The 19,428-nt window shown below is 65.4% G+C and carries 19 protein-coding genes; 14 read left to right on the top strand and 5 right to left on the bottom strand.

The window, feature by feature from the left end; genetic code table 11:
* Positions 1 to 71: 71 nt before the first annotated feature.
* Positions 72 to 347, top strand: a complete 276-nt coding sequence (locus AX725_RS20630; protein WP_082741369.1) for a hypothetical protein — start codon at positions 72 to 74, stop codon at positions 345 to 347.
* Here the strand turns inward: AX725_RS20630 and AX725_RS14420 are convergent.
* Positions 314 to 1,198, bottom strand: coding sequence for a lytic transglycosylase domain-containing protein (locus AX725_RS14420; protein WP_066119173.1), 885 nt, complete (start codon positions 1,196 to 1,198; stop codon positions 314 to 316). The two genes, AX725_RS20630 and AX725_RS14420, sit on opposite strands and share 34 nt — an antisense overlap.
* Positions 1,199 to 1,335: 137 nt before the next feature.
* Between AX725_RS14420 and AX725_RS14415 the strand changes: the two genes are divergently transcribed.
* From AX725_RS14415 to AX725_RS14400, 4 genes are all read left to right on the top strand, one after another.
* Positions 1,336 to 2,175, top strand: a complete 840-nt coding sequence (locus AX725_RS14415; RefSeq protein WP_066119169.1) for a DUF7146 domain-containing protein — start codon at positions 1,336 to 1,338, stop codon at positions 2,173 to 2,175.
* 69 nt (positions 2,176 to 2,244) lie between these two features.
* On the top strand, positions 2,245 to 6,486 hold the full coding sequence (locus AX725_RS14410; RefSeq protein WP_066119167.1) for a strawberry notch-like NTP hydrolase domain-containing protein: 4,242 nt from the start codon (positions 2,245 to 2,247) through the stop codon (positions 6,484 to 6,486).
* A 73-nt stretch (positions 6,487 to 6,559) separates the two neighbouring features.
* Positions 6,560 to 8,662: a ParB/RepB/Spo0J family partition protein gene (locus tag AX725_RS14405; RefSeq protein WP_082741368.1), complete on the top strand. Its 2,103-nt coding sequence runs from the start codon at positions 6,560 to 6,562 to the stop codon at positions 8,660 to 8,662.
* Between the two features lie 124 nt (positions 8,663 to 8,786).
* Positions 8,787 to 9,740 carry an ArdC family protein gene (locus AX725_RS14400; protein ID WP_066113933.1) on the top strand — a complete coding sequence of 318 codons (954 nt, stop codon included), beginning with the start codon at positions 8,787 to 8,789 and terminating at the stop codon, positions 9,738 to 9,740.
* Positions 9,741 to 9,750: 10 nt separating this feature from the next.
* Here the strand turns inward: AX725_RS14400 and AX725_RS14395 are convergent, their stop codons facing one another.
* From AX725_RS14395 to AX725_RS20970, 3 genes are read right to left on the bottom strand one after another with little or no spacing between them, the layout of a single operon-like run.
* On the bottom strand, positions 9,751 to 10,125 hold the full coding sequence (locus AX725_RS14395; protein WP_066113936.1) for a hypothetical protein: 375 nt from the start codon (positions 10,123 to 10,125) through the stop codon (positions 9,751 to 9,753).
* Positions 10,122 to 10,805, bottom strand: coding sequence for an AAA family ATPase (locus tag AX725_RS14390; RefSeq protein ID WP_066113939.1), 684 nt, complete (start codon positions 10,803 to 10,805; stop codon positions 10,122 to 10,124). Before AX725_RS14390 ends, AX725_RS14395 begins: the two co-directional genes overlap by 4 nt.
* A gap of 9 nt (positions 10,806 to 10,814) precedes the next feature.
* Positions 10,815 to 10,991: a hypothetical protein gene (locus AX725_RS20970; RefSeq protein ID WP_156441990.1), complete on the bottom strand. Its 177-nt coding sequence runs from the start codon at positions 10,989 to 10,991 to the stop codon at positions 10,815 to 10,817.
* 65 nt (positions 10,992 to 11,056) lie between these two features.
* Between AX725_RS20970 and AX725_RS20965 the strand changes: the two genes are divergently transcribed.
* Genes AX725_RS20965 through AX725_RS14375 form a run of 3 tightly spaced genes read left to right on the top strand, consistent with a single transcriptional unit; the run spans position 11,057 to position 12,665 of the window.
* The gene (locus AX725_RS20965; RefSeq protein WP_156458501.1) at positions 11,057 to 11,752 is read left to right on the top strand and encodes a hypothetical protein; all 696 of its coding nucleotides are present in this window, start codon (positions 11,057 to 11,059) and stop codon (positions 11,750 to 11,752) included.
* Positions 11,753 to 11,767: 15 nt separating this feature from the next.
* The gene (locus AX725_RS14380) at positions 11,768 to 12,412 is read left to right on the top strand and encodes a DUF6927 domain-containing protein (protein ID WP_066114739.1); all 645 of its coding nucleotides are present in this window, start codon (positions 11,768 to 11,770) and stop codon (positions 12,410 to 12,412) included.
* Between the two features lie 46 nt (positions 12,413 to 12,458).
* On the top strand, positions 12,459 to 12,665 hold the full coding sequence (locus AX725_RS14375) for a hypothetical protein (protein ID WP_066114737.1): 207 nt from the start codon (positions 12,459 to 12,461) through the stop codon (positions 12,663 to 12,665).
* A gap of 28 nt (positions 12,666 to 12,693) precedes the next feature.
* Here the strand turns inward: AX725_RS14375 and AX725_RS14370 are convergent, their stop codons facing one another.
* Positions 12,694 to 13,179, bottom strand: coding sequence for a hypothetical protein (locus AX725_RS14370; protein WP_066114740.1), 486 nt, complete (start codon positions 13,177 to 13,179; stop codon positions 12,694 to 12,696).
* A gap of 75 nt (positions 13,180 to 13,254) precedes the next feature.
* Here AX725_RS14370 and AX725_RS14365 point away from each other — a divergent pair, with 75 nt between their 5' ends.
* From AX725_RS14365 to AX725_RS14340, 6 genes are read left to right on the top strand one after another with little or no spacing between them, the layout of a single operon-like run.
* Entirely contained in the window at positions 13,255 to 14,553 is a 1,299-nt protein-coding gene (locus AX725_RS14365) for a DUF8535 domain-containing protein (protein ID WP_066114736.1), read from the top strand.
* Between the two features lie 44 nt (positions 14,554 to 14,597).
* The gene (locus AX725_RS14360) at positions 14,598 to 16,991 is read left to right on the top strand and encodes a DNA cytosine methyltransferase (protein WP_066114734.1); all 2,394 of its coding nucleotides are present in this window, start codon (positions 14,598 to 14,600) and stop codon (positions 16,989 to 16,991) included.
* Between the two features lie 45 nt (positions 16,992 to 17,036).
* Positions 17,037 to 17,675: a DUF7007 domain-containing protein gene (locus tag AX725_RS14355; RefSeq protein ID WP_066114732.1), complete on the top strand. Its 639-nt coding sequence runs from the start codon at positions 17,037 to 17,039 to the stop codon at positions 17,673 to 17,675.
* Positions 17,672 to 17,992, top strand: a complete 321-nt coding sequence (locus AX725_RS14350) for a DUF5983 family protein (RefSeq protein WP_066114730.1) — start codon at positions 17,672 to 17,674, stop codon at positions 17,990 to 17,992. The genes AX725_RS14355 and AX725_RS14350 overlap by 4 nt, the downstream gene beginning before the upstream one ends.
* Positions 17,989 to 18,951: an adenine nucleotide alpha hydrolase family protein gene (locus AX725_RS14345; protein ID WP_066114728.1), complete on the top strand. Its 963-nt coding sequence runs from the start codon at positions 17,989 to 17,991 to the stop codon at positions 18,949 to 18,951. Before AX725_RS14350 ends, AX725_RS14345 begins: the two co-directional genes overlap by 4 nt.
* On the top strand, positions 18,948 to 19,262 hold the full coding sequence (locus AX725_RS14340) for a DUF3768 domain-containing protein (protein WP_066114725.1): 315 nt from the start codon (positions 18,948 to 18,950) through the stop codon (positions 19,260 to 19,262). The genes AX725_RS14345 and AX725_RS14340 overlap by 4 nt, the downstream gene beginning before the upstream one ends.
* The last annotated feature ends 166 nt before the right edge of the window (positions 19,263 to 19,428 follow it).

The raw sequence follows: 19,428 nt of genomic DNA, 5'->3' as shown, positions 1-19,428 counted from the left end.
GTCAACCAGCCAGAAACCATTGGGCGATATGACGGTTAACGGTACAACAACCGCGAGGCTCATCAACGACAATGCCAATTGCTACCTATCAGGCATGGCTTTCGCTCTACGCGGGCGTCGGTTTGGTTGTAGCGATGTGCGCCGTTTGTGCTGTCGCGAAGACCGGTTACGATCTACGAACCGGCACGTTGGAGCTGCCCTTTTCGACATGGCGCAATCGAGTCTTGGCGGCACCCAAACTGTGGTGGCGATGGCAGGTCAATTACCTGACCGGGGCTCCGGTCATTCTGGTGATCGCCGGCCTATACGCTCATCACATCGGGTTCGCGGTGCTCGGCGATGTGTAGGCCAGGACAGCGGCTTGCCTGAACGGGTTTCGTACGACTGACGGTTGATCGGCACGAACGAGCTCGACCTGCCGGGTTGCCCCGCTCCACGCGCTCGTGATGGTCGCCACGTAGTTCAACGTCTCAAGGATGCGCGGCACCGCGCGCCGCTGGCGAACACGTCCCGGTCCTGCGTTGTAGGCAGCCAGTGCAAGGTCGACGCGGCCGAATTCGTCGAGATGCTCCCGCAGGTACTTTGCACCGCCGCGCAGGTTCTGGACGACGTCCCAGGGGTTGGTCACCCCGAGATATCGGGCCGTGCCTGGCATGAGCTGTGCCAGCCCCATCGCGCCGACCGGCGAAAGCGCCGTGCGATTGTACCGGCTTTCCTGGGCTACCAGCGCGTCGAACAGACCGACGGGAATGTTCTGCTCGCACGCGATCGCGGCGATCAACGGGAACAGGGCGGCCCGTCGTTGCTCCGTGCTGGCGGCGAGATCGCCTCGCGGCCGATAGACCGGCTGCGCGCAGTTGCCCGCGACGCTTCCAAGCGAACCCACCGACGGGATCGTCATGCGCCCTGTCGGAACGCCGCTGCGCATCCACAGCGGAACATCGATCCGCGAGGGCTCGACGACGTAATTGGCATCCTGAAGAACCGGCGCACCAATCGCACCGAAATCGGTCGCGAGCGCATTCTCCAGCGATTGGACTGCTGCAGGTGGCACTTCGGTACGCGGCGAGGGCCCCACATTGAGGACCACGCCGGGCTCGGCCCCGTCGAAGTTCATGAGCTGAACTTGCTGAGCACTGACCGGCGCTGCGATAACCGCTGACGCCAACAGAACAGTTGCGAATGAGATCTTCATCATCCCGCCCTCCGTGATAGAAAAGGCCGGTTCTTGGCTTCCTGGTCAATCCGGAAAAAAATTCCGCCCCCCTCCCCAGTCCAAGGATCGCACCGAGGCCAAAGACAGAGAGGGGTCTGAGCGGGCGAAAGGAGGCGACGATGCCGATTACTGCTCGACCGCCCACCCAGGAACTGGTCAACCTTGTCGGCGCGCTCGGCGGGAAGTGGCACGGCGCGACGGCCATGTGCCGCTGCCCGAGCCATGCCGACGGGGAAGCCAGCCTATCGCTTCGACAGGGTGACCGCGGGATCCTCGTCCACTGTTTCGCCGGCTGTGCCTTGGACGATGTGCTTCGCGAACTGCGCAGGGTTCGACCGGGGCAGACCTATTCCCGCCCCGAGATCACCGAGCCGCGCGATCCAGGACTGCTCATCACGCGAATGTGGAGCGAAGGTCGCCCGATCGCCGGTACCGCGGCCGAACGCTATCTGCTGGGGCGGCGCCTCAACCCACGCTTTGCCGACCTGCGCTATCATCCCCGGTGTCCGAAAGGCGCCAAGCCGCTCACGGTCTTCCTGCCCGCGCTGCTTGTCGGCGTTCGCAACGACGTCGGGATCACAGCGATCCAGCGCATTTTCCTGGACCTCGAGAGCGGCGGCTATCTCGACAAAATGCTCATCGGCGAGACCGGGACGGGAAGCTGGCGCGGCATGCCGGTCACCGACACGCTCGCGATCGCGGAGGGCTACGAGGACGCGTCGGCCTTCATGCAGCTGCACGGCGTTCCCTGCTGGGCCGCCCTTGGAGCCAAGCGCCTCGGTCTCCTCAGCGTTCCCGCGACTGTGTCGTGCGTGATCCTCGCCGAAGACAACGGGCGCGAAGGCCGCAAGGCTGGCGGAATCGCATTTCGCGCATATCGCGATCAGGGCCTGACAGTCCGGCGAATGCCGCCGCCAAGACGATACGGCGATTGGGCCGAAGTCCTGGCGGATCAGTGAAAGGGGAGAGGGAACGGGAGACTTGAGCCTGGTGTGATCTGCATCGGGCCAGCCCAGGAGTCCCGACCCATGTCCGATCTCTTCGACGCGGCCGAACAGCGCCGCTCGCCGCCACTTGCCGCCGCCCGCACCTTGGCCGAGCTGATCCTTGCCGACCAGGCCATCACCCGCGCCGTGCTGAACGATGCGATGAAGACCACCCACGGCGGATCCGATGCCGACGGCAAGTGGAGCCAGCGAGACAGCTTCGAAATCCTCGAACACGCTCAGGTGCTCGCACTCCGCGAACGGACTTGCGGAGCGCCCGACCGCACCACGATCGAAACGGCGATCGCCCTCGCCTCCCGCATGCCGACCCAGACGGTTCGCAGCGAGGATCAGCTTGACTGGCAGCAATTCTCGACGCCCGCCGATCTCGCCGCGATGGCTGTCTATCTCGCGCAGCCCCTGCCTGACGACATTGTCCTCGAGCCGAGCGCCGGCAACGGCCTTCTGGTCGCTCATCTTCCGCGCGTGAAGGAACTGCAGCTCAACGAGCTCGATCCCGCACGCCGTTCGCGACTTGCCGACAGCTTTCCGGGCACCGTCATCACCGGGTACGACGGCGCTGCTATTCCGACGCTGCTGGCAAAATCGGCGCGCCCTTCCCTCATCCTGATGAACCCGCCGTTCTCGCGTTCGCTCGGGCGCGGTGCCGACCATCTTGCAGCGGTCCGTCACCTCGCCGCAGCGATCCGGCATCTGCGGGGCGGAGGCCGCCTGGTCGCGATCATGCCCGACTGGTTCACCACCTCCGCGAAAATGGGCGACATTCTCAAGACGACGCTGGCACCGATGACCGTGCGCACGTCGCTCCGACTGGAACGCGCCTACACGAAGCACGGCACGGGCATCGCCGTCCGTCTCTACGTGATGGACAAGATCCCCGGCGATCGTCTTCCGTCGACCATCCAGCGCCAGACCACGGTCGAGCTGCTCGACACTGTCGAGCCGACCCCGCGCTGTGCCCTCATCCCCGAACGAGCCCCCTCCCCCGCTGCGCCCAAGGCGGTGTCCTTGTTCGGCAGCGCCCGCAGGGCAAAGCCTGCCGAGCCGCGCACCTTCCGCGCACCCGTGCGCAACAACGTCCTCCCGGTCGCCTACGAGGCGCTCGAGACTCCCGCCGCGTTGTTGGAACAGACCGGGGTCTATCTGCCCTATCGGCCGAGCCGGATCGTGTTCGCGGCCGCTGGCGAACACCCGACGGCGCTTGTCGAGTCGGTAGCGATGGGCTCCATCCCCGCCCCCATCCCCAACCACGTTCCGCACCTGCCCGAGCGGACGGTCAGCGAACGCTTGCTGTCAGCTTCCCAGCTGGAAACTGTCGTGTACGCCGGGAGCGCGTGGACGCAATGGATCCCCGGGAGCTTCCGACCCGACAAGGAAGGCGTCGGGCTGCTGCTCGACGAGAACGGCGCACGGTATCGCAAGGGCTTCTTCCTCGGCGATGGCACCGGCGCCGGCAAGGGACGCCAGGTCGCTGCGGTCGTTCTCGACAACTGGCTGCAAGGTCGCCGCCGCGCGATCTGGATCTCGAAGAACGAACCTCTCCTCGACGACGCCCGTCGCGACTGGACCGCGCTGGGCGGGATCGCGGCCGACGTGCAATCGCTTTCGCGCTGGAAGATCGATCAGCCGATCACGCTCGACGAGGGCGTGCTGTTCGTCAGCTATCCGACGCTGCGGTCGATGCGTGGTGACGCGAGCCGCCTGGAGCAGATCATCCAGTGGGCGGGAGACGAATTCGAGGGCGTCATCGCCTTCGACGAAGCCCACGAGATGGGCGGCGTTGCCGGCGGCGAAGGCGCCATGGGAACAAAGAAGGGTTCGCAGCAGGGCATCGCCGGCGTTCTCCTACAGAACAGGCTCCCCGCCGCGCGGGTGCTTTACGCCTCGGCCACCGGCGCATCCGAAGTCAACAACCTCGCCTACGCCGTCCGGCTCGGACTGTGGGGTCCGGAAACGGCCTTCGCGAATCGCGAGGCGTTCATCTCGTCGATCCGTCAGGGCGGGATCGCGGCCATGGAACTGGTTGCCCGCGACCTGAAGGCAACCGGCCTCTACATGGCGCGCGCGCTGTCCTTCGCCGGCGTCGAGTACGAGATCCTGCGGCACGAGCTCACCGAGGAGCAGATCGCGATCTACGACACTTACGCCGACGCATGGAGCATCATCCACCGCAACATGGAAGCGGCGCTCGAACTGACCGGCGTGGTCGACGAACTCGACAAGTCGACGCTCAACTCGGGCGCGAAGGCTGCGGCACGTTCCCGCTTTGAAAGCACGAAGCAGCGTTTCTTCGGGCAGGTACTTTTGGCCATGAAGCTGCCGACCGTGATCGCCGCTGTCGAACAGCATATTGCCGACGGCACCTCGGTCGTGCTGCAGCTTGTCACCACAGCGGAATCGATCCTGACACGGCGCTTGAACGAGCTGTCTCCGGAAGAACGCGCCGATCCCGAGCTTGAGCTCAGCCCGATCGAATACGTCATCGACTACCTCACGCGCGCCTTCCCGACCCGCCAGATGGAAACCTATACGGATGACACGGGCGAGGTTCGCTCGCGACCAATGTTCGACGCCGCCGGCAATCCCGTCGTCAATCCCGAGGCGGAAGCGAAGCGCGCCGAACTGATCGAGCATCTGTGCGCCCTCCCCCCGATCAAGGCGGCGCTCGACGCGATCCTTGAGCGGTTCGGTCACGACAACGTCGCTGAGGTCACCGGCAGGACCAAGCGCCTCGTTCCCACCGGTCACGGCGGCCAGAAGCTGGAAACACGCACCACCCGGTCGACCCAGGCCGACGCCGCGGCGTTCATGGAGGGCACGAAGCGCATCCTGATCTTCTCGGATGCGGGCGGCACTGGCCGGTCCTATCACGCCAGTCTCGATGTGCCGAACCAGCAGCAGCGCGTCCATCTGCTCCTGGAACCGGGCTGGAGAGCCGACAGGGCCATTCAGGGCCTCGGGCGAACCCACCGGACACATCAGGCCTGCTCACCCCTGTTCCGGCCCGTTACGACGTCCTGCAAGGGCGAGCTGCGCTTCACATCGACGATCGCGCGGCGCCTCGACAGCCTCGGTGCCCTGACGCGCGGCCAGCGGCAGACCGGCGGCCAGAACCTGTTCGATCCAGCAGACAATCTCGAGAGCGATTATGCGAAGTCGGCGCTCATCACCTGGTTCCATCTCCTTGTCGGGGGCAAGCTGACCAGCATCAGCTTCGCCGAATTCACCGAGCGGACCGGTCTGGAGCTCACCGACAGCGACGGGATCCTGAAGGAGGATCTGCCGCCCATCCAGCGCTGGCTCAACCGTCTGCTGGCGCTCCCCATCGGCCTGCAGAACCTGATCTTCGACGAGTTCCTGGCGCTGGTCGAAACACGCGTGGCAGCCGCCCGCGAGGCAGGTACGCTCGACGTGGGTGTCGAGACCATGCCCGTGGAAACCGCCACCGTCCTCGAGGACACGGTGCTGCGCACCGATCCGGTGAGCGGAGCCACCTCGCACCTCCTGACGATCGAAGTCGCACGACGGCGGCATCCGGTCAGCCTCGAACGCGCGATCCGCATCGCCGACAGCGACAGCACCGCGCGATTCCTCAGGAACGGACGTTCGGGCAAGGTCGCCTTGAGCACCAAGGCGCGGTCGGGCATGACCGACGACGGCACATCGGTCCCGCGCATCGAGCTCATGCGGCCGACCCGGCGCGAATATCTCCGCGAGTTCGACATGTTCGAATCCGCGTGGGAACCCTGCTCGCGAAAGACCTTCGAAGAGGGGTGGACCGCCGAAGCCGAGGACGCAGCCACACGGCTCGACCATGAAACCGTCCAGCTGGCGACCGGCCTCCTCCTGCCCATCTGGTCTGCCCTGCCCTCTGACCACCTCGAGGTGAACCGGATCGTCGACGCCGAAGGTCGTTCGTGGCTCGGCCGCATCGTGTTCCCGAAGGACGTCGCGAAGCTGCTGACGACGCTGGGCGTCGAGCAGACCTCGTCACTCACGCCTGCGCAGATCACCGCAGCGGTAGTCGGCGGCAGTGCGATGCCCATCCAGCGGCCCTTCCCCTGCGAGCTGAAACGCTCGCGCGTGAACGGTTCGCCTCGCATCGAGATCGTTGGCGCGCCCGCGAGCCAGCTCCCCTGGCTGAAGTCGCTCGGGTGTTTCAGCGAGATCATCTCTTACCGCACGCGGGTCTTCGTCCCCGCGGAACGCGCTTCGGAGATCATCGAGCGGTTGGTCGCCTCCACCAATCCGGAGGCGGCCTGAAGAGGAAAGACGAGGGGGATCGGGAAAGGTGTCCGGTGAAGGTTTTGCCGGGCCATCCACCAGGAGAAGACCGATGACCCAACTGATCCCCCTTTCGAAGCTGCGGCTCTCGGACAGCAATGTCCGCAAGTCGGGCGCCACCTCCATCGAGCAGCTTGCGGCCGACATCGAAGCGCGCGGCGTGCTGCAGAACCTGCTCGTCACCCCGCTGAAGAAGCCGCGCGGCCACTACGCCGTCTTTGCCGGTGGCCGTCGGCTTGCCGCCCTGCAGCTGCTCGTCGAGGGCGCCCGCATCGATCCCAACACCGAGATCGCCTGCAAGGTGCTCGAAGGCGACGAGGCCATGCTCAGCGAAACCTCGCTGGCCGAAAATTTCCAGCGCATGGCGATGACGCCCGCAGACGAATGCCGCGCGTTCCAGCACTTCCTCGGCATGGACGGCGACGTCGATGGCGTCGCGAAGCGCTTCGGCGTAACCCGCCGCTTCGTCGAAGGCCGCCTGCGGCTCGCTGGGCTTGCTGACCCAGTGTTCGAGGCGCTCGCCAAGGGTGAGATGACGCTCGACATGGCGAAAGCCTATGCGTCCACCGACGACCAGGCCAAGCAGGTCCGGATCTACGAGCAGTACGCCCGCTACGGCTACACCACGCCCGACCAGATCCGTCGCGCCATCGCCGGCGATGCCCTGAAGGCGAGCGATCCGATCGCGATCCTCGTCGGCGAAGACGCTTACGTCGCCGCGGGCGGCACCGTCGAGCGCGAACTGTTCAGCGAGGACGGTGACCGCTGGTCGGACCCGGATATCGCGCGCGAACTGGTCGGCAAGATCATGGAGGCCGAGGCCGAACGGCTCGGCACGGAATCCGGCCTGGCCTGGATCCGCCCGATCGCCAGCTCGCACATCTACAACGCGACCGCGGATCTTCATCGCGTCACGCTGCCGACCACGCCGATGACCGAAGCCGAAGAGGCGCGCGTCGAAGAAATCGCCGCGCGCATGGACGACATCGCCGAGCAGATCGAGGCGGGCGGGCTCGAAGACACTGCGGCCGCCGTCCTCGAGGAAGAGTATCAGAAGCTCGACCGTGAATACGACGAGCTGCAGGACCGTCCTTCGGTCCTGACCGATGAACTCAAGGCACAGGTCGGCACCTTCCTCACCCTCGCGCCCGACGGCACGATGAAGCTGGAAACCAGCTACTTCAGCGAGACGCCGATCCGCACCGGCGACGACGACGACGACGACGGATCGAGCCGGCAGCGCGGCACCGCGGCAGCGCCCGCCCCGGAAGCCGTGGCACCCGGTGGAAAGCCGCTCAGCGCCCGCCTGTCGGACGAACTGGCCATGCAGCGGCGCGACATTCTCGCCGCGTCGATTCTGGCCAACCCTGCCCTCGCCCTCGATTACGCGCTGTTCGCCATGATCGACGGCAATCGCGGATACGATCGCTATGGCACGACCATGAAGGCGCCGCGGCCGCAGGATCCGGTCATCGGCGGCGAGATGGAGCCGACGCAGGCCCGCATCGCCATGGAACAGGCCCGCGAGGCGCTGGACAGCAGCTGGATCGAGGCTGGTGACGTCGTCGCGCGCTTCGAAGCCTTCCGAGCTCTCGAAGACGACGCTAAGGCTGCCTGGCTCGCGGTCATGGTCGCAGGGTCGCTCGAGGCGAAGCCCGAGTATTCGGCGACGACCAATCCGCTCCACGCCCGCCTCGCCACGATCCTCGAGATCGACGTCGCGCAGTGGTGGCGGCCGACGTCGGCCAACTTCTTCGACCGCGTCGCGAAGGGCACGCTGCTCGCGCTTCTGACCGAGGTCGGCGGGACGGTCCTGGCCGCACGCTACAGCGCGTCCAAGAAGGGCGAGGTCTCCTCCGCCTGCGAGAAGATCTTCGCCGGCGAAGCGATCACCGAGACCGAGACCAAGGAAGCGGCCCTTGCCTGGGTGCCCGACGCCATGCGCTTCGACATCGAGCGTCCGACCATCGACGGCCTCTCGGACGACGACGACGAGGCCGACGACACCGGTGAGACTTCGGCCGACGACACGGATCTCGATCCCGATGCCGATAGCAACGAAGATCCGGATGACGATCCCGCCGACGACTTCGGCGATGACATCAACGATTTCGACGTCGAGCATCCCGACGAGGCGCTCGAGCCCGCCGAATAGCCCCCTCGCCTCTCTCCTGGGCGACTTGGCGGCAGCCGCGACACCCCGGCTGCCGCCATTTTTTCACCGCTTTCCAATCCGCTCGCGCACCCGCGCGAGCCCTTCCCCGCTGAAAGGTTCTCACATGCGCAAGCCTTCACGCATTTCCCGCCCGCGCCGCGACATCGCCAGCGAAATCACGGCCCTCATTCTGTCAAAGCTCGAAGCCGGCGTCTTGCCGTGGGCGAGGCCGTGGGACCGCACCAGCGGCGGCGGCCGCCCGCTCCGACATTGCGGCACCGCCTACACCGGCATCAACACGCTGTTCTTGTGGGCCATGGCCGATGCAAACGGGTATAACAGCCGGTACTGGATGACCTATCGCCAGGCCCAAGAACTCGGCGGTCAGGTCCGCAAGGGCGAAGCCTCGTCGCTGAGCGTGTATTATTCGCAGATCAGCAAGACCGACACGAACAGGATCACTGGCGAGGAGCAGAACCGCGCGATCCGTTTTCTCAAGGCGTACAACGTCTTCAACGCCGACCAGATCGACGGGCTTCCCGCGCAATACTACCCCACCCCGGCGCCGCCCGAGCCTCGTGAGGAAAGCGCTCACCGCGGCGCTATCGACGCGTTCTTCGACGCAATCCCCGTGGAGGTCCGGCACGGCGGAAACGCGGCATTCTTCTCACCCGTCGGCGAGTACATCCAGATGCCGCCCCGGGGCGCCTTCCACTCGGACGATCTGTACGCGAGCACCCGCGCCCACGAGTCCATCCATTGGTCCGGCGGGACCGGCCGTCTCGAACGCAAGTTCGGTAAGCGGTTCGGCGATAACGCTTATGCGTTCGAGGAACTCGTCGCGTCGATCGGCCAGTGTCTCGTCTGCGCCGACCTCGGCCTACCGGGCGAACTTCACGACAACCATGCGAGCTATATCGAACACTGGCTGCGCATCCTTCAAGGCGACGCGAGCGCGATCATACACGCCGCCTCGAAGGCGGAACAGGCGTTCAACTACCTCAAGGCCTTCCGCCCGCCCGAGGAGCCATGCGACGCGGAGAACGATCGCGCAACGGAGATCGAAGAGCCGGCTTAAAGCCAACTCGTCAGGATGCCGGTCGCTCCGCATCGGCGGTCGCCGCCTGCTCCACGAGCTTCCTGAAATCCTCGATCGAATTCCACAACGCGCGGTGGCCGCGTTGCTCCGTATAACGCTCGAACCACTCGGCCAATTCCTGGGGAGCCCTGATATACAGGGTCTGAGACGGAGGCGCAGGCGGACGCTTGCGCCCTCCCCTACCCGCCACGGTACTCGGTTCCGTGTCCGTTTGGCCACGATCGACATAACCAAGCTGCTCGCCGCGCGCCACGGCGTCCCGCTCGCTAGCCGGATCTACCACGATCGGCCCCCGAGGCAGTCCCGCCTTGTCGATGGTCTTTTCACGCTTCTCTGCGGGCTTTCCGAAACCGAAGCTGGTCATCGGCGGTGGTCCTCCTTCAGGCTATCGACAACGGCCTGCGCCAAGTCCTGTGCGTTCTCGATGGCCTTGGGCACACCCGAGGTTTGCGATGGATCGAGCTCGCTCAACCGAAGACCGAATTCATAAATGTCGCGGTACGCCGCGCGCTCGACCACGCCGATCGGAAGCATCGGCAGACCGGCTTGCTCGATCGCGCTGGTGATGCGCTTCGACGTCTTCGTGGCGAAGGCGGCGCTGTCGCGGCTTCGTACCAATCGGAACGGGATTTTGCGCTCCACCGCCTCTTCCTCCTCCTCAATGAGGGACACAGCGGCAGCGGCCAGTTCGGCATCGACTGGCGACTGGTTGAACGGAACCAGCACCAGGTGCGATCGGATCAACGCGCGCGACATCATCCGAGACGCCGTGCCCTCGAGATCGATGATGACCATGTCATTCTCGTTGGCGAGCTGCGCGATCGTCTCGATCATCGCGGCTTCCTTTGGCTGAGACGTCACGGAATACGGCATTTCGCGCCCCGCTTCGGCACGCTTCGCCGCCCACTTCGTGATGATGCCATTTGGATCGGCGTCGATCACCGCAACGCTGAGCCCGTTTTCGACCAATTGATCGGCAAGGATCATTGCCAGGGTGGTTTTTCCCGCACCGCCCTTCGAGTTGCTGACCGAGATCACCGACATACACGCTCCTTATCCTGCAAGCATTCCAGCTTGCAACGATGCAAGCGCAATCGCTTCCGCTCGCGCCTGCGCTTTACCTTGCGCATGCGCATTACCTTGCGCTTTCGCTTTTGCAAGCCCTTGCGCTAGTGCTTGCGTCATGGCTTGCGCAATAGCCTGCGCAATCGCTTGCGCCTGCGCGATCATGATGCTTGCACGTTGGCTTGCACGTTTGCTTGCAGGACACCGGAACGCCAGGAGAGGGGAGAGGGGTGGAAAAGGCGATCAGCTTTGGGAGATCGCCGGTGCCACCCTTCACCAGATACGACCTGCCGTTCCGGTTTGAGCGCGCTCTGCAGCCTGACGCTCTGCGCGTGGTCGCCACCTGCACGATAGCCGTCAACGACGCCATAGCCGACGCGACGAACGCGGGTCTCGATCCGGAGCGCGATCCCGCCGTCCTTCTCCTTGCGCGCCATTTGGGCCGGGTTGCCGCTGGTCAAGACCCCGAAGCGATGCACAGTGAGGACCGGGATCTGCGAACCCTATGTAGAAGGCGGATTGCGGCCTTGCGATCGGCCGATGTCCTGATCCCCCTGGTGCGTCGCGGCTTTGCTCATGATGCTCATCTGACGAAAGTCTATCGAAGCGCCGCGCGCGATCGTCTGCGCGCAGTCGCGCATGCGCTGGATCTGGAGGCAGCCGATTACGAGCTGCGAACACGCTCCGATCAGGGGCCCGTGCCGATCCTGGATCTTCAGACGGATCACTTTCGCGTCACGATTGCGCCCGAACGGTTGATGCCGGGCCGCGAAGTCCGCTGGCTCAGGACCGCGACCCGCAGGGGAGGGTGGGAGGGTTCGGCAACCACCGGCGAGATCGGCCTCCTCGCCGACATCGGTCAATTCGCGCGGACGCTTCGCCGGACGCTCCACCTGCCGGTTGCCGTGCAGCCGGTCATTCTCTGACGAAAGGATAATACCATGGGATGGCTATCCATGCCCCTGTCGAGCATGCACCCGCATTCGACCCCCAAGGCCTATCTCGATGCACAGCTGACTTACGAGCGCGTGATCGACGAACCGGCCGAGGCCGAAGGGGAGGGCGGTCCGCTTCCAAGCCGGAAGGGCCTGCGGGTCATCGCGTCGTCGTGCTTGCGCAACAAGGTCTATTACGCCGCGGTGGCACCGACGACCGACGGCGTCGATGGGCCGGTGTTCGCGGTCGTGTGCCTCGTGCGCTGGAATCCGCGCGCCAAGGACGGCTATGTCTTCGCGTACAAGGACATGGACGAGACCGCCGGGCCGAACGAGGCTGAATGCCCGGAGCGTATCCTGGCGCTCCTCTCGCCTACCGAGAACCATTCCGCCCTGCAATGGCGCCGGCGCTGCATCCGCAATCTCGCACGGCCGACGGCGAAACTCGAGGACGGCATGCGAATACGCTTCGCTTCGCCGATCAAGTTTACCGACGGCTACGAAGGACAGGAGTTCTTTGTCCGGAAGCGCGGGCGCAAGACGGCGCTGGCGATCAGCGAGCATGGCTCGGCCCGCTACCGGGTCACAAACATGGCGCGCATGGCCTTTTCGGTCGTGCCGCAAACGAAGGTCCACCGGACGGTTTTCTGACCGTTACCCGCCACGATCACCCTCACATCAGGAAGCGAGTTCGATCATGCCCGCCGCATCAACCAACGGCCAGCTCAGCAGAAAGCGCCAGGATCTCTGCAGCCGGACCCATGCCCAGAGGGTCGCGGGCCGATTGCTGGATGTCCTCGGCAAGCCGACGGCCGTCATTCACACCGGCAACCCGTTGCAGCCCTTTCGGGTTGGCGATCCGTCAGAGACCTCGGGAAGGGTGGTGGTCGAGGTGCGCTCGTAACGCACTCTGACCACCCTCAATCGACCTATTACTCGGCCAGAGTCGGATCGAGATACCACGAGGCACCCTGCCGGAAATCCCGGTCAGGTTTTACCACCGGCCCGTCCGGCTCACTCGCGACATAAGGCTTGACCAGCGGCATCGTGGCGACGCGGCGCTTGGCCAGCTTGCCAGCGACCTTCCCGCGCGCCTTGAGCAACTCTTCCAGCCACATGAGGTCGTCGAGCATCTGCACGACGCCCCGGCCCGCCAGAATGTAGTAGAGACAGCGCTGGAAATCGTCGCACTCGTTACCGAGGATCATCGACAGCTTCAGCTTGGCGCCCGCCACACCTTCGTGGACCCACTCGACCGCTTCGCGCAGCTCGACCGTCGAGAAATAGCTGTCCTCGACATCCATACCGATCGCCGCCGCCGCAAGCATGCGCCGGGTCGGGTGATTGCCCAGGTCGACGCTGGCATCGCGCAGCGTGATGTCAAGATCGAACCGATTGATGAATATCGAACGCTTCATGACGAGGGTCTCCTTGTCCATGAACATACGGTGAACAGACTAGACCGTCAACGATCAATGCGGTAGGTGTCGCGCATGTGGTTGGTGCCTCGCCATTCGAGAGGCCTGTCTCTCCGCACGGACGTGCCAATTGTTGTCCGCGACGCGCTCGTGCGCTGGTACGAAGGGGAGGGCACTGACGCTGATCATCGGGCCAGCGTCACGATGGTCGTCAAAGCGCGGACACACGGCCAGTGGATCGCCTGCGACTGCCTGGGCGGCGAAACGCCGCCGCCATTGATGTCGCCGTCCTACCTGTCCGAGGCAGAGACCTACTATCTTCGGCGGCTGACCAGCACCCGGCAGAAGCGCCCCGAGCATCTGACAGACTGTCCCTTCTACCGCGAGCAGGCCCCACAGCGATTCCGCGAAAAGCGCAGCGCAATCCCTTCGACGATCGATGAGCCGCACGGCCTGTTCAACGCGCACCGCTTGGCGCCGGAGAAGCTGGCGGCCATGCCGGACGACAGCGAGCCCGACGACCGAACCCGGGGCGTTGCGATACCGCGTCTCGCGCGCCTGCTGTGGCTCCTCATGGAAATGGCGCACGTCAACGTCGTCGAACCCCTCCCTCCGGATCAAGGACGGGACACTTCGATGGCGAAGGAATTCGCTCGCCTACGCCGCGCTGCAGAGCGATTGGACATCGCGCCAGGTATTCCCCTCGCGAAGCACTTCTACACCCATGTCGACCCCTACGATCGGAATGTGGTGTTCGCCCGCCTGCGCAAAGCCGCGGCGAAATGGCCTTCGGGCCTGGCACCGCAAGCCTTCCTTGCGCTCTACGCTCTCGACATTTCAGGAACGACCATCACACTCGCCGAAGGCCGCGAGCTCGAGGTCAAAACGCGGGTCCAATATGCCGGAGCGCGGGTCGGACCGCCTTACCTCGTCCTCGTCGTCGTAGGCGAACACAACCCGCGTGACGGCTTTGCCGCGCTCCGCGGCTATGCTCAGCCGATCGCCCGCCCATCCAGCTTCATCGTGGTGCACAACCAGGCCGAGCGTGACGCCGTCATCGGCCTTCTCGACCTTCAGTACCGCTGGCGTCGGCGGCAGATCGACATAGGCTTCAAGCGCCCTCTCTTCGATCTCACCACCAAGGCAGGTCCGCTAAGGCCGGATCTCGTCCTCGACATCCGTGACAACAGTACCGGCGAACTGATCGAGGCGGCGCTCGAAGTCATCGCCAACGACGAACCCGACTACATCGACGCCAAGCAGCGCAAGATCTCCGCGCTGGCCGAGCTGGGCCCAACCGTCTTTGCGCGCGCCGCGACGCTTCGCGACCACGGCATCGAGGCCATCCTGAAGGCGAACCTGGGCATCGGCTGAAAGGGGAGGGGGAAGAGCGGCTCGAATCCAACAGGAGACGAGCCATGGTTCCCTTCACTTCCTCGCCGACGATCGTCCGCGACATCCGCCACGCCCACCTGTTCTGCGGGATCGGTGGCGGGGCCATCGGCTTCCAGAAGGCGAAGGTGCGCGTCGGCCCGATGCAGGGTCGGTTCGTCTGCGCCGGCGGAATCGACGTCGACCCCGGCGCCATCCGCAATTTCGAGCGGATCACCGGCACTCCGGGCACCGTCCTCGATCTGTTCGATCGCGAGCAGTATCGCGCCTTCCACGGCGCCGAACCCCCGTCGGACTGGCGCGAGGCCGCGCCGGCAGACATTCGGCGAATCTTCGGCGAAAACGTCGACGTCCTCTTCCAGTCCAGCCCATGCAAGGGCTTCTCCGGCCTCCTGTCCGCCAAGCAGTCGAAAACGGACAAGTACCAAGCGCTGAACCGCCTCGCGCTGCGCGGTGTCTGGCTGACGCTCGAGGCATATCAGGATGACCCCATCCCGATCATCCTGTTCGAGAACGTGCCGCGCATCCTCAATCGCGGCCGCTGGCTCCTTGACCAGATAACCGCGCTGTTCCGCTGCTACGGCTACAGCGTCAACATCGACGTTCACGACTGCGGCATCATCGGAAATCTGGCGCAGAGCCGCAAACGTGCGCTGCTGATCGCCCGCCACACGAAGAAGATCCCGCCGTTCGTCTATCAGCCGCGCCACCATCGCCTTCGCGGCGTCGGCGAAGTGATCGGCAAGCTCCCGCTGCCGGGTGACCCGATCGCGGGGCCGATGCACCGCATCCCGGCGCTGCAGTGGAAGACCTGGCTGCGCCTCGCGCTCGTGCCGGCAGGAAAGGATTGGCGCGCCCTCAACGATCTCGCCGTCGTCGACGGGCAGCTGCGCGATTTCGGGATCGTGCCCGAAGCCCAGCTGCGGGATAACGCCCTTGGTGTGAACGCTTGGACCGACAGCGCGCCCGTCATCACCGGGCAGCGTGCTCCGGGGCAGGGCCGATTTGCCGTCGCGGATCCCCGCCCCGAGGAGGCCTGGCACAACGAGGCCCTAGGGGTTCGGACGTGGGCGGACAGCAGCCGTGTCGTCGCCGGCGCGAGCAGCCCGCACAACGGAGCGCACAGCGTTGCCGACCCCCGACCGGGTCACGGCGCGGGCACCCACCAGAACATTCTGGCTGTCGCCGACTTCGTCCGACCGGCCAAGGCCGTCACGGGTGCTCGTCACCCGGCAGGGGGAGCGCTCTCGGTTGCCGACCCGCGGCCGAATTACGGACCCGCGACGCATCGCCACGTCCTCGGCGTCAACACCTGGTCGGGCGAGCCGACCGGCACGGTAACCGGCGATCCGAAACCCAGCACCGGGGCCTTCTCGGTCGCGGACCCTCGCGTGAATGGCCATGCCCGCAGCGTCCAGCTCGGCGTGCGCCCTTGGGACAAGCCCGCGGCCTGCGTCAAAGGCGACGTCAGCGTCGGAACCGGCCCCTATGCGGTCAGCGACCCGCGTCTGACCGGCGACCGCCCCCGGTACAACAACGTCTTCCGCATCGTGCCGTTCGACACCCCGTCACCAGCGGTAGCCGGACCGGGCGGGGCAGCAGGCGGAATTGCTGTCGCGGATCCGCGCGGCGCTACCAGCGAGACCTACAGCAGCCGGAAATACAAGGTTACGCCGTTCTCGGAGAGCAGCCGAGCCGTGATCGGTGCGAGCTCGACGGGCGAGGGTGCCTTCGCCGTCGCCGATCCCCGCCCCAGCTGGGGAAACCAGCGGCATCGCAACATCCTGCGAGTCACACCCTACAGCGACCCGTCGGGAACCATCGCGGGCGGCTACAGCGCCACCGGAGGGCAACCGTGCGTCGCCGACGAACGCCGCGTGCACTACCAGACCGGCGGGCATTACGGTGTCGTCGACTGGAATCAGTCCTCGTACTCCGTGAGCGGATCGGCCTGCCACGACAACGGCTTCAATTCGGTGGCGGACCCGCGCCCAACGGATATCGAGGCCGAGCACTTCGAGTTGCCCGCCGCCAACGACCGCCTCGTCTGCCGGATCATCGCGACCGACGGCACATGGCATCGGCCGTTCACAACACTCGATCTTGCCGCGCTGCAGGCGCTGTTCGACCCCGAAGAGATCTTCACCGCAGTCGAGGGCGAGCAGGGCATCGAATGGCACTGCCGGGAGGCGTTCGACCTCATCGACGGAAGCGACGTCACCAAGCGCGAATGGATTGGAAACATGGTCCCCGGCGCAGCCGCTACCGGAATGGCCGAGACGATCGGTGAGACGATCCTCCTGGCCGAGCAGGGGGAGACCTTCTTCCTCAGCACCCGGGAGATCTGGGTCAAACCCGGCGCGATGGCTTTGGCGATCGACAACGATCAATCCGCGTTTCGGCTCGACGCCCTGGGATGAAAGGGAAGGGGGAGGGGGTGCCCGATCCGGTTGAGGAGACGAGCAATGCCCAAGTTTCAATCCGTTCCAGCGCCTGTCGAGACCCTGTGGGGCTCCCCGCAACAGTCCGAGCAGATCCTTCCTGGAGTGTGGGAAGTTCACACCGCCAGCCATGGCGGCATCGTCCTGTCGGACGAGCGTCAGGCCGCGATGCCCGCTGCGCTGCGACTGGCGGAACCGTTCTACGAAGAGGACGTCGACTGGTGCCTCGCCCTCGTTGCGTTCGAAGCTGAATACCGCGCGTCGGGACGTCGATGCGCAGCGCTTGTCGCTGACAATGCGCGATCGAGCCTCCGCGCGTGGCATCCCGACCGGTTCGCCGGCTATACCGGCGAAGCGGTGCCGGAAGATGCGAGCCCGGTCCTGCAACGACGCGCCGCCTACACCGCGCTGATCGGTGAATTCGTCGTCACAAGCGCCAGCGGCGATTGGGCCGACTGGGTTCCGAAGGGCAAGGTCGGGGTTGTCGCTCGCCGCGTGACCGGCGTCGATGCGCTCGGTTTCGCCCGCTACGCCGACGGAGAGACGATCCAAGGCCTCGTCGACAAGGACGCCTACAACAGTTCGGCGATCAACGGGTTCGACGCGATCGGCGCTGTGCGCATCGATGGCGATGCCCCTGCGACCAAGGAAGTCGCGCTGTGACCGGCGGCATCGGCAACGGCCTCGAGATCGCGCGCTCGCTCGTCCTCAGCACGGCCCACATGCACCCCGCGACGGCGCGCGACTGGATGCCCCGGTGCCCCTGGTCGTGCTTCGAAAAGGGCGACTACGGGTGGTTCATGCACGTCTGCGACGACGTCGGCATTACCGAAGCGCATGACGTGCCCCTGGAAATCCGCTCCGCGATCCACGTCGCCAAGCGCGAAGGCTGCCAGTGGATTATGTGGGACTGCGACGGACCTCTTGTCGCGGAGCTCCCCGAATACGATTGGACGGCGTCGCTGCCGATCGCAGCATGAACGCGCCGGCGTTCCTCACGACGAGGCCGCGGCGCGCGGTGGACGTGCTCGACCTGCGCAACCCGCCCGTGGTGCTCGCCTACGGTATCGGAGTCGACTCGACCGCGATGCTCATCGAGCTCGTCGCGCAGGGCCGAAGGCCCGATCTGGTTCTCACCGCGGATACCGGGAGCGAAAAGCCAGCCACTTACGCCTACCTCGACGTCATCCGGCCATGGATGGCCGCGCACGGCATCGACTTTCGGGTCTGCCGCTACGTCCCGCAGCGCTTCAAGCACTGGCCGCCCTACATGAGCCTGCTCGAGAACGTGCTGACCAACGCCACGCTGCCGTCGATCAGCCTCGGCCGACACAGCTGCAGCCTCAAATGGAAGATCGCGCCCCAGGACAAGTTCGTCGAAACATGGCAGCCGGCCATCGACGCATGGGCGCGGGGCCAGAAGGTCATCCGCCTGATCGGCTACGACGCCTCGCCGGCGGACACACGGCGTCACGCGCATGCGCTCACCATCCCCAGCGACCGCTTCGAATGCCGTTACCCCTTGCGGGAATGGGGATGGACGCGCGACGATTGCATCGCTCGGATCGAGGCCGAAGGCCTCCCGGTCCCGCCGAAATCGGCCTGCTTCATGTGCTGCGGCTCGCAGCCTGACGAGATCCGCGACCTCCCTGCATGGTGCCTGCGGCTCATCGTCCTGATCGAGGCCCGGGCCGCGCCGAGGCTCCGCACCGTGGAAGGCCTCTGGCGCACCACGACCAAGAAGCGCCCTGGCCGAATGACCGACTTCATCCGCGCGGAGCAGCTGCTCCCTGCGGGCGAGATCGATCGCATCGCGCACGAAGCGCCGACTGCGCTGCGGCTCTTTCAGGACGCCGCGGCTGACATCCCGCTCCCGGAACGCCCGCACCTGGCGGACTGGATCTCCCAATTCAACGCACAGCTGGAGCTGGCCGCATGATAAGCGAAACACTCACCCGCGCCGAACAGATCGCGCGCCTCAACGATCGCGCGCGCCAAGGGCTCGATCGAACCGCACTCGTCAACTTCACCCGGGCATGCCTCGCTGAGTTCTGCTCGGACGACACGCCAAGCGGGCTCCTCGCCCAGGCCGAAATGATGAAGGCCATGCGTCAGCACGATTTCGTCAACGACGCCCATGGCGAGCGCGACTTCGGGCAGATGACGTTCCGCGACACGCCCGTGTGGTTCAAGATCGACTTGTATGATCCGGGCCTTGTCAAGTTCGCATTGAACGGTTCCTTCTGTTGACGGGTTGGGGGCCCCCACACGCAATGCTCAAGGATTGGCTTCATTAGTTCCGAGGTCAGCTGATGCACTATCCGTGCATAGACTTGTATCCGGTCGAGGCCGTGGCCGCGTACCATAATCCGTATTCACATCCCCGGATCGAGCAAAGGCGGATGCGGACCAAACT

The sequence above is a fragment of the Blastomonas sp. CCH9-A1 genome, assembly GCF_001557175.1.
Taxonomy (GTDB): Bacteria; Pseudomonadota; Alphaproteobacteria; order Sphingomonadales; family Sphingomonadaceae; genus Blastomonas; species Blastomonas delafieldii_A.
This window is presented reverse-complemented; position numbering and strand designations above follow the sequence as displayed.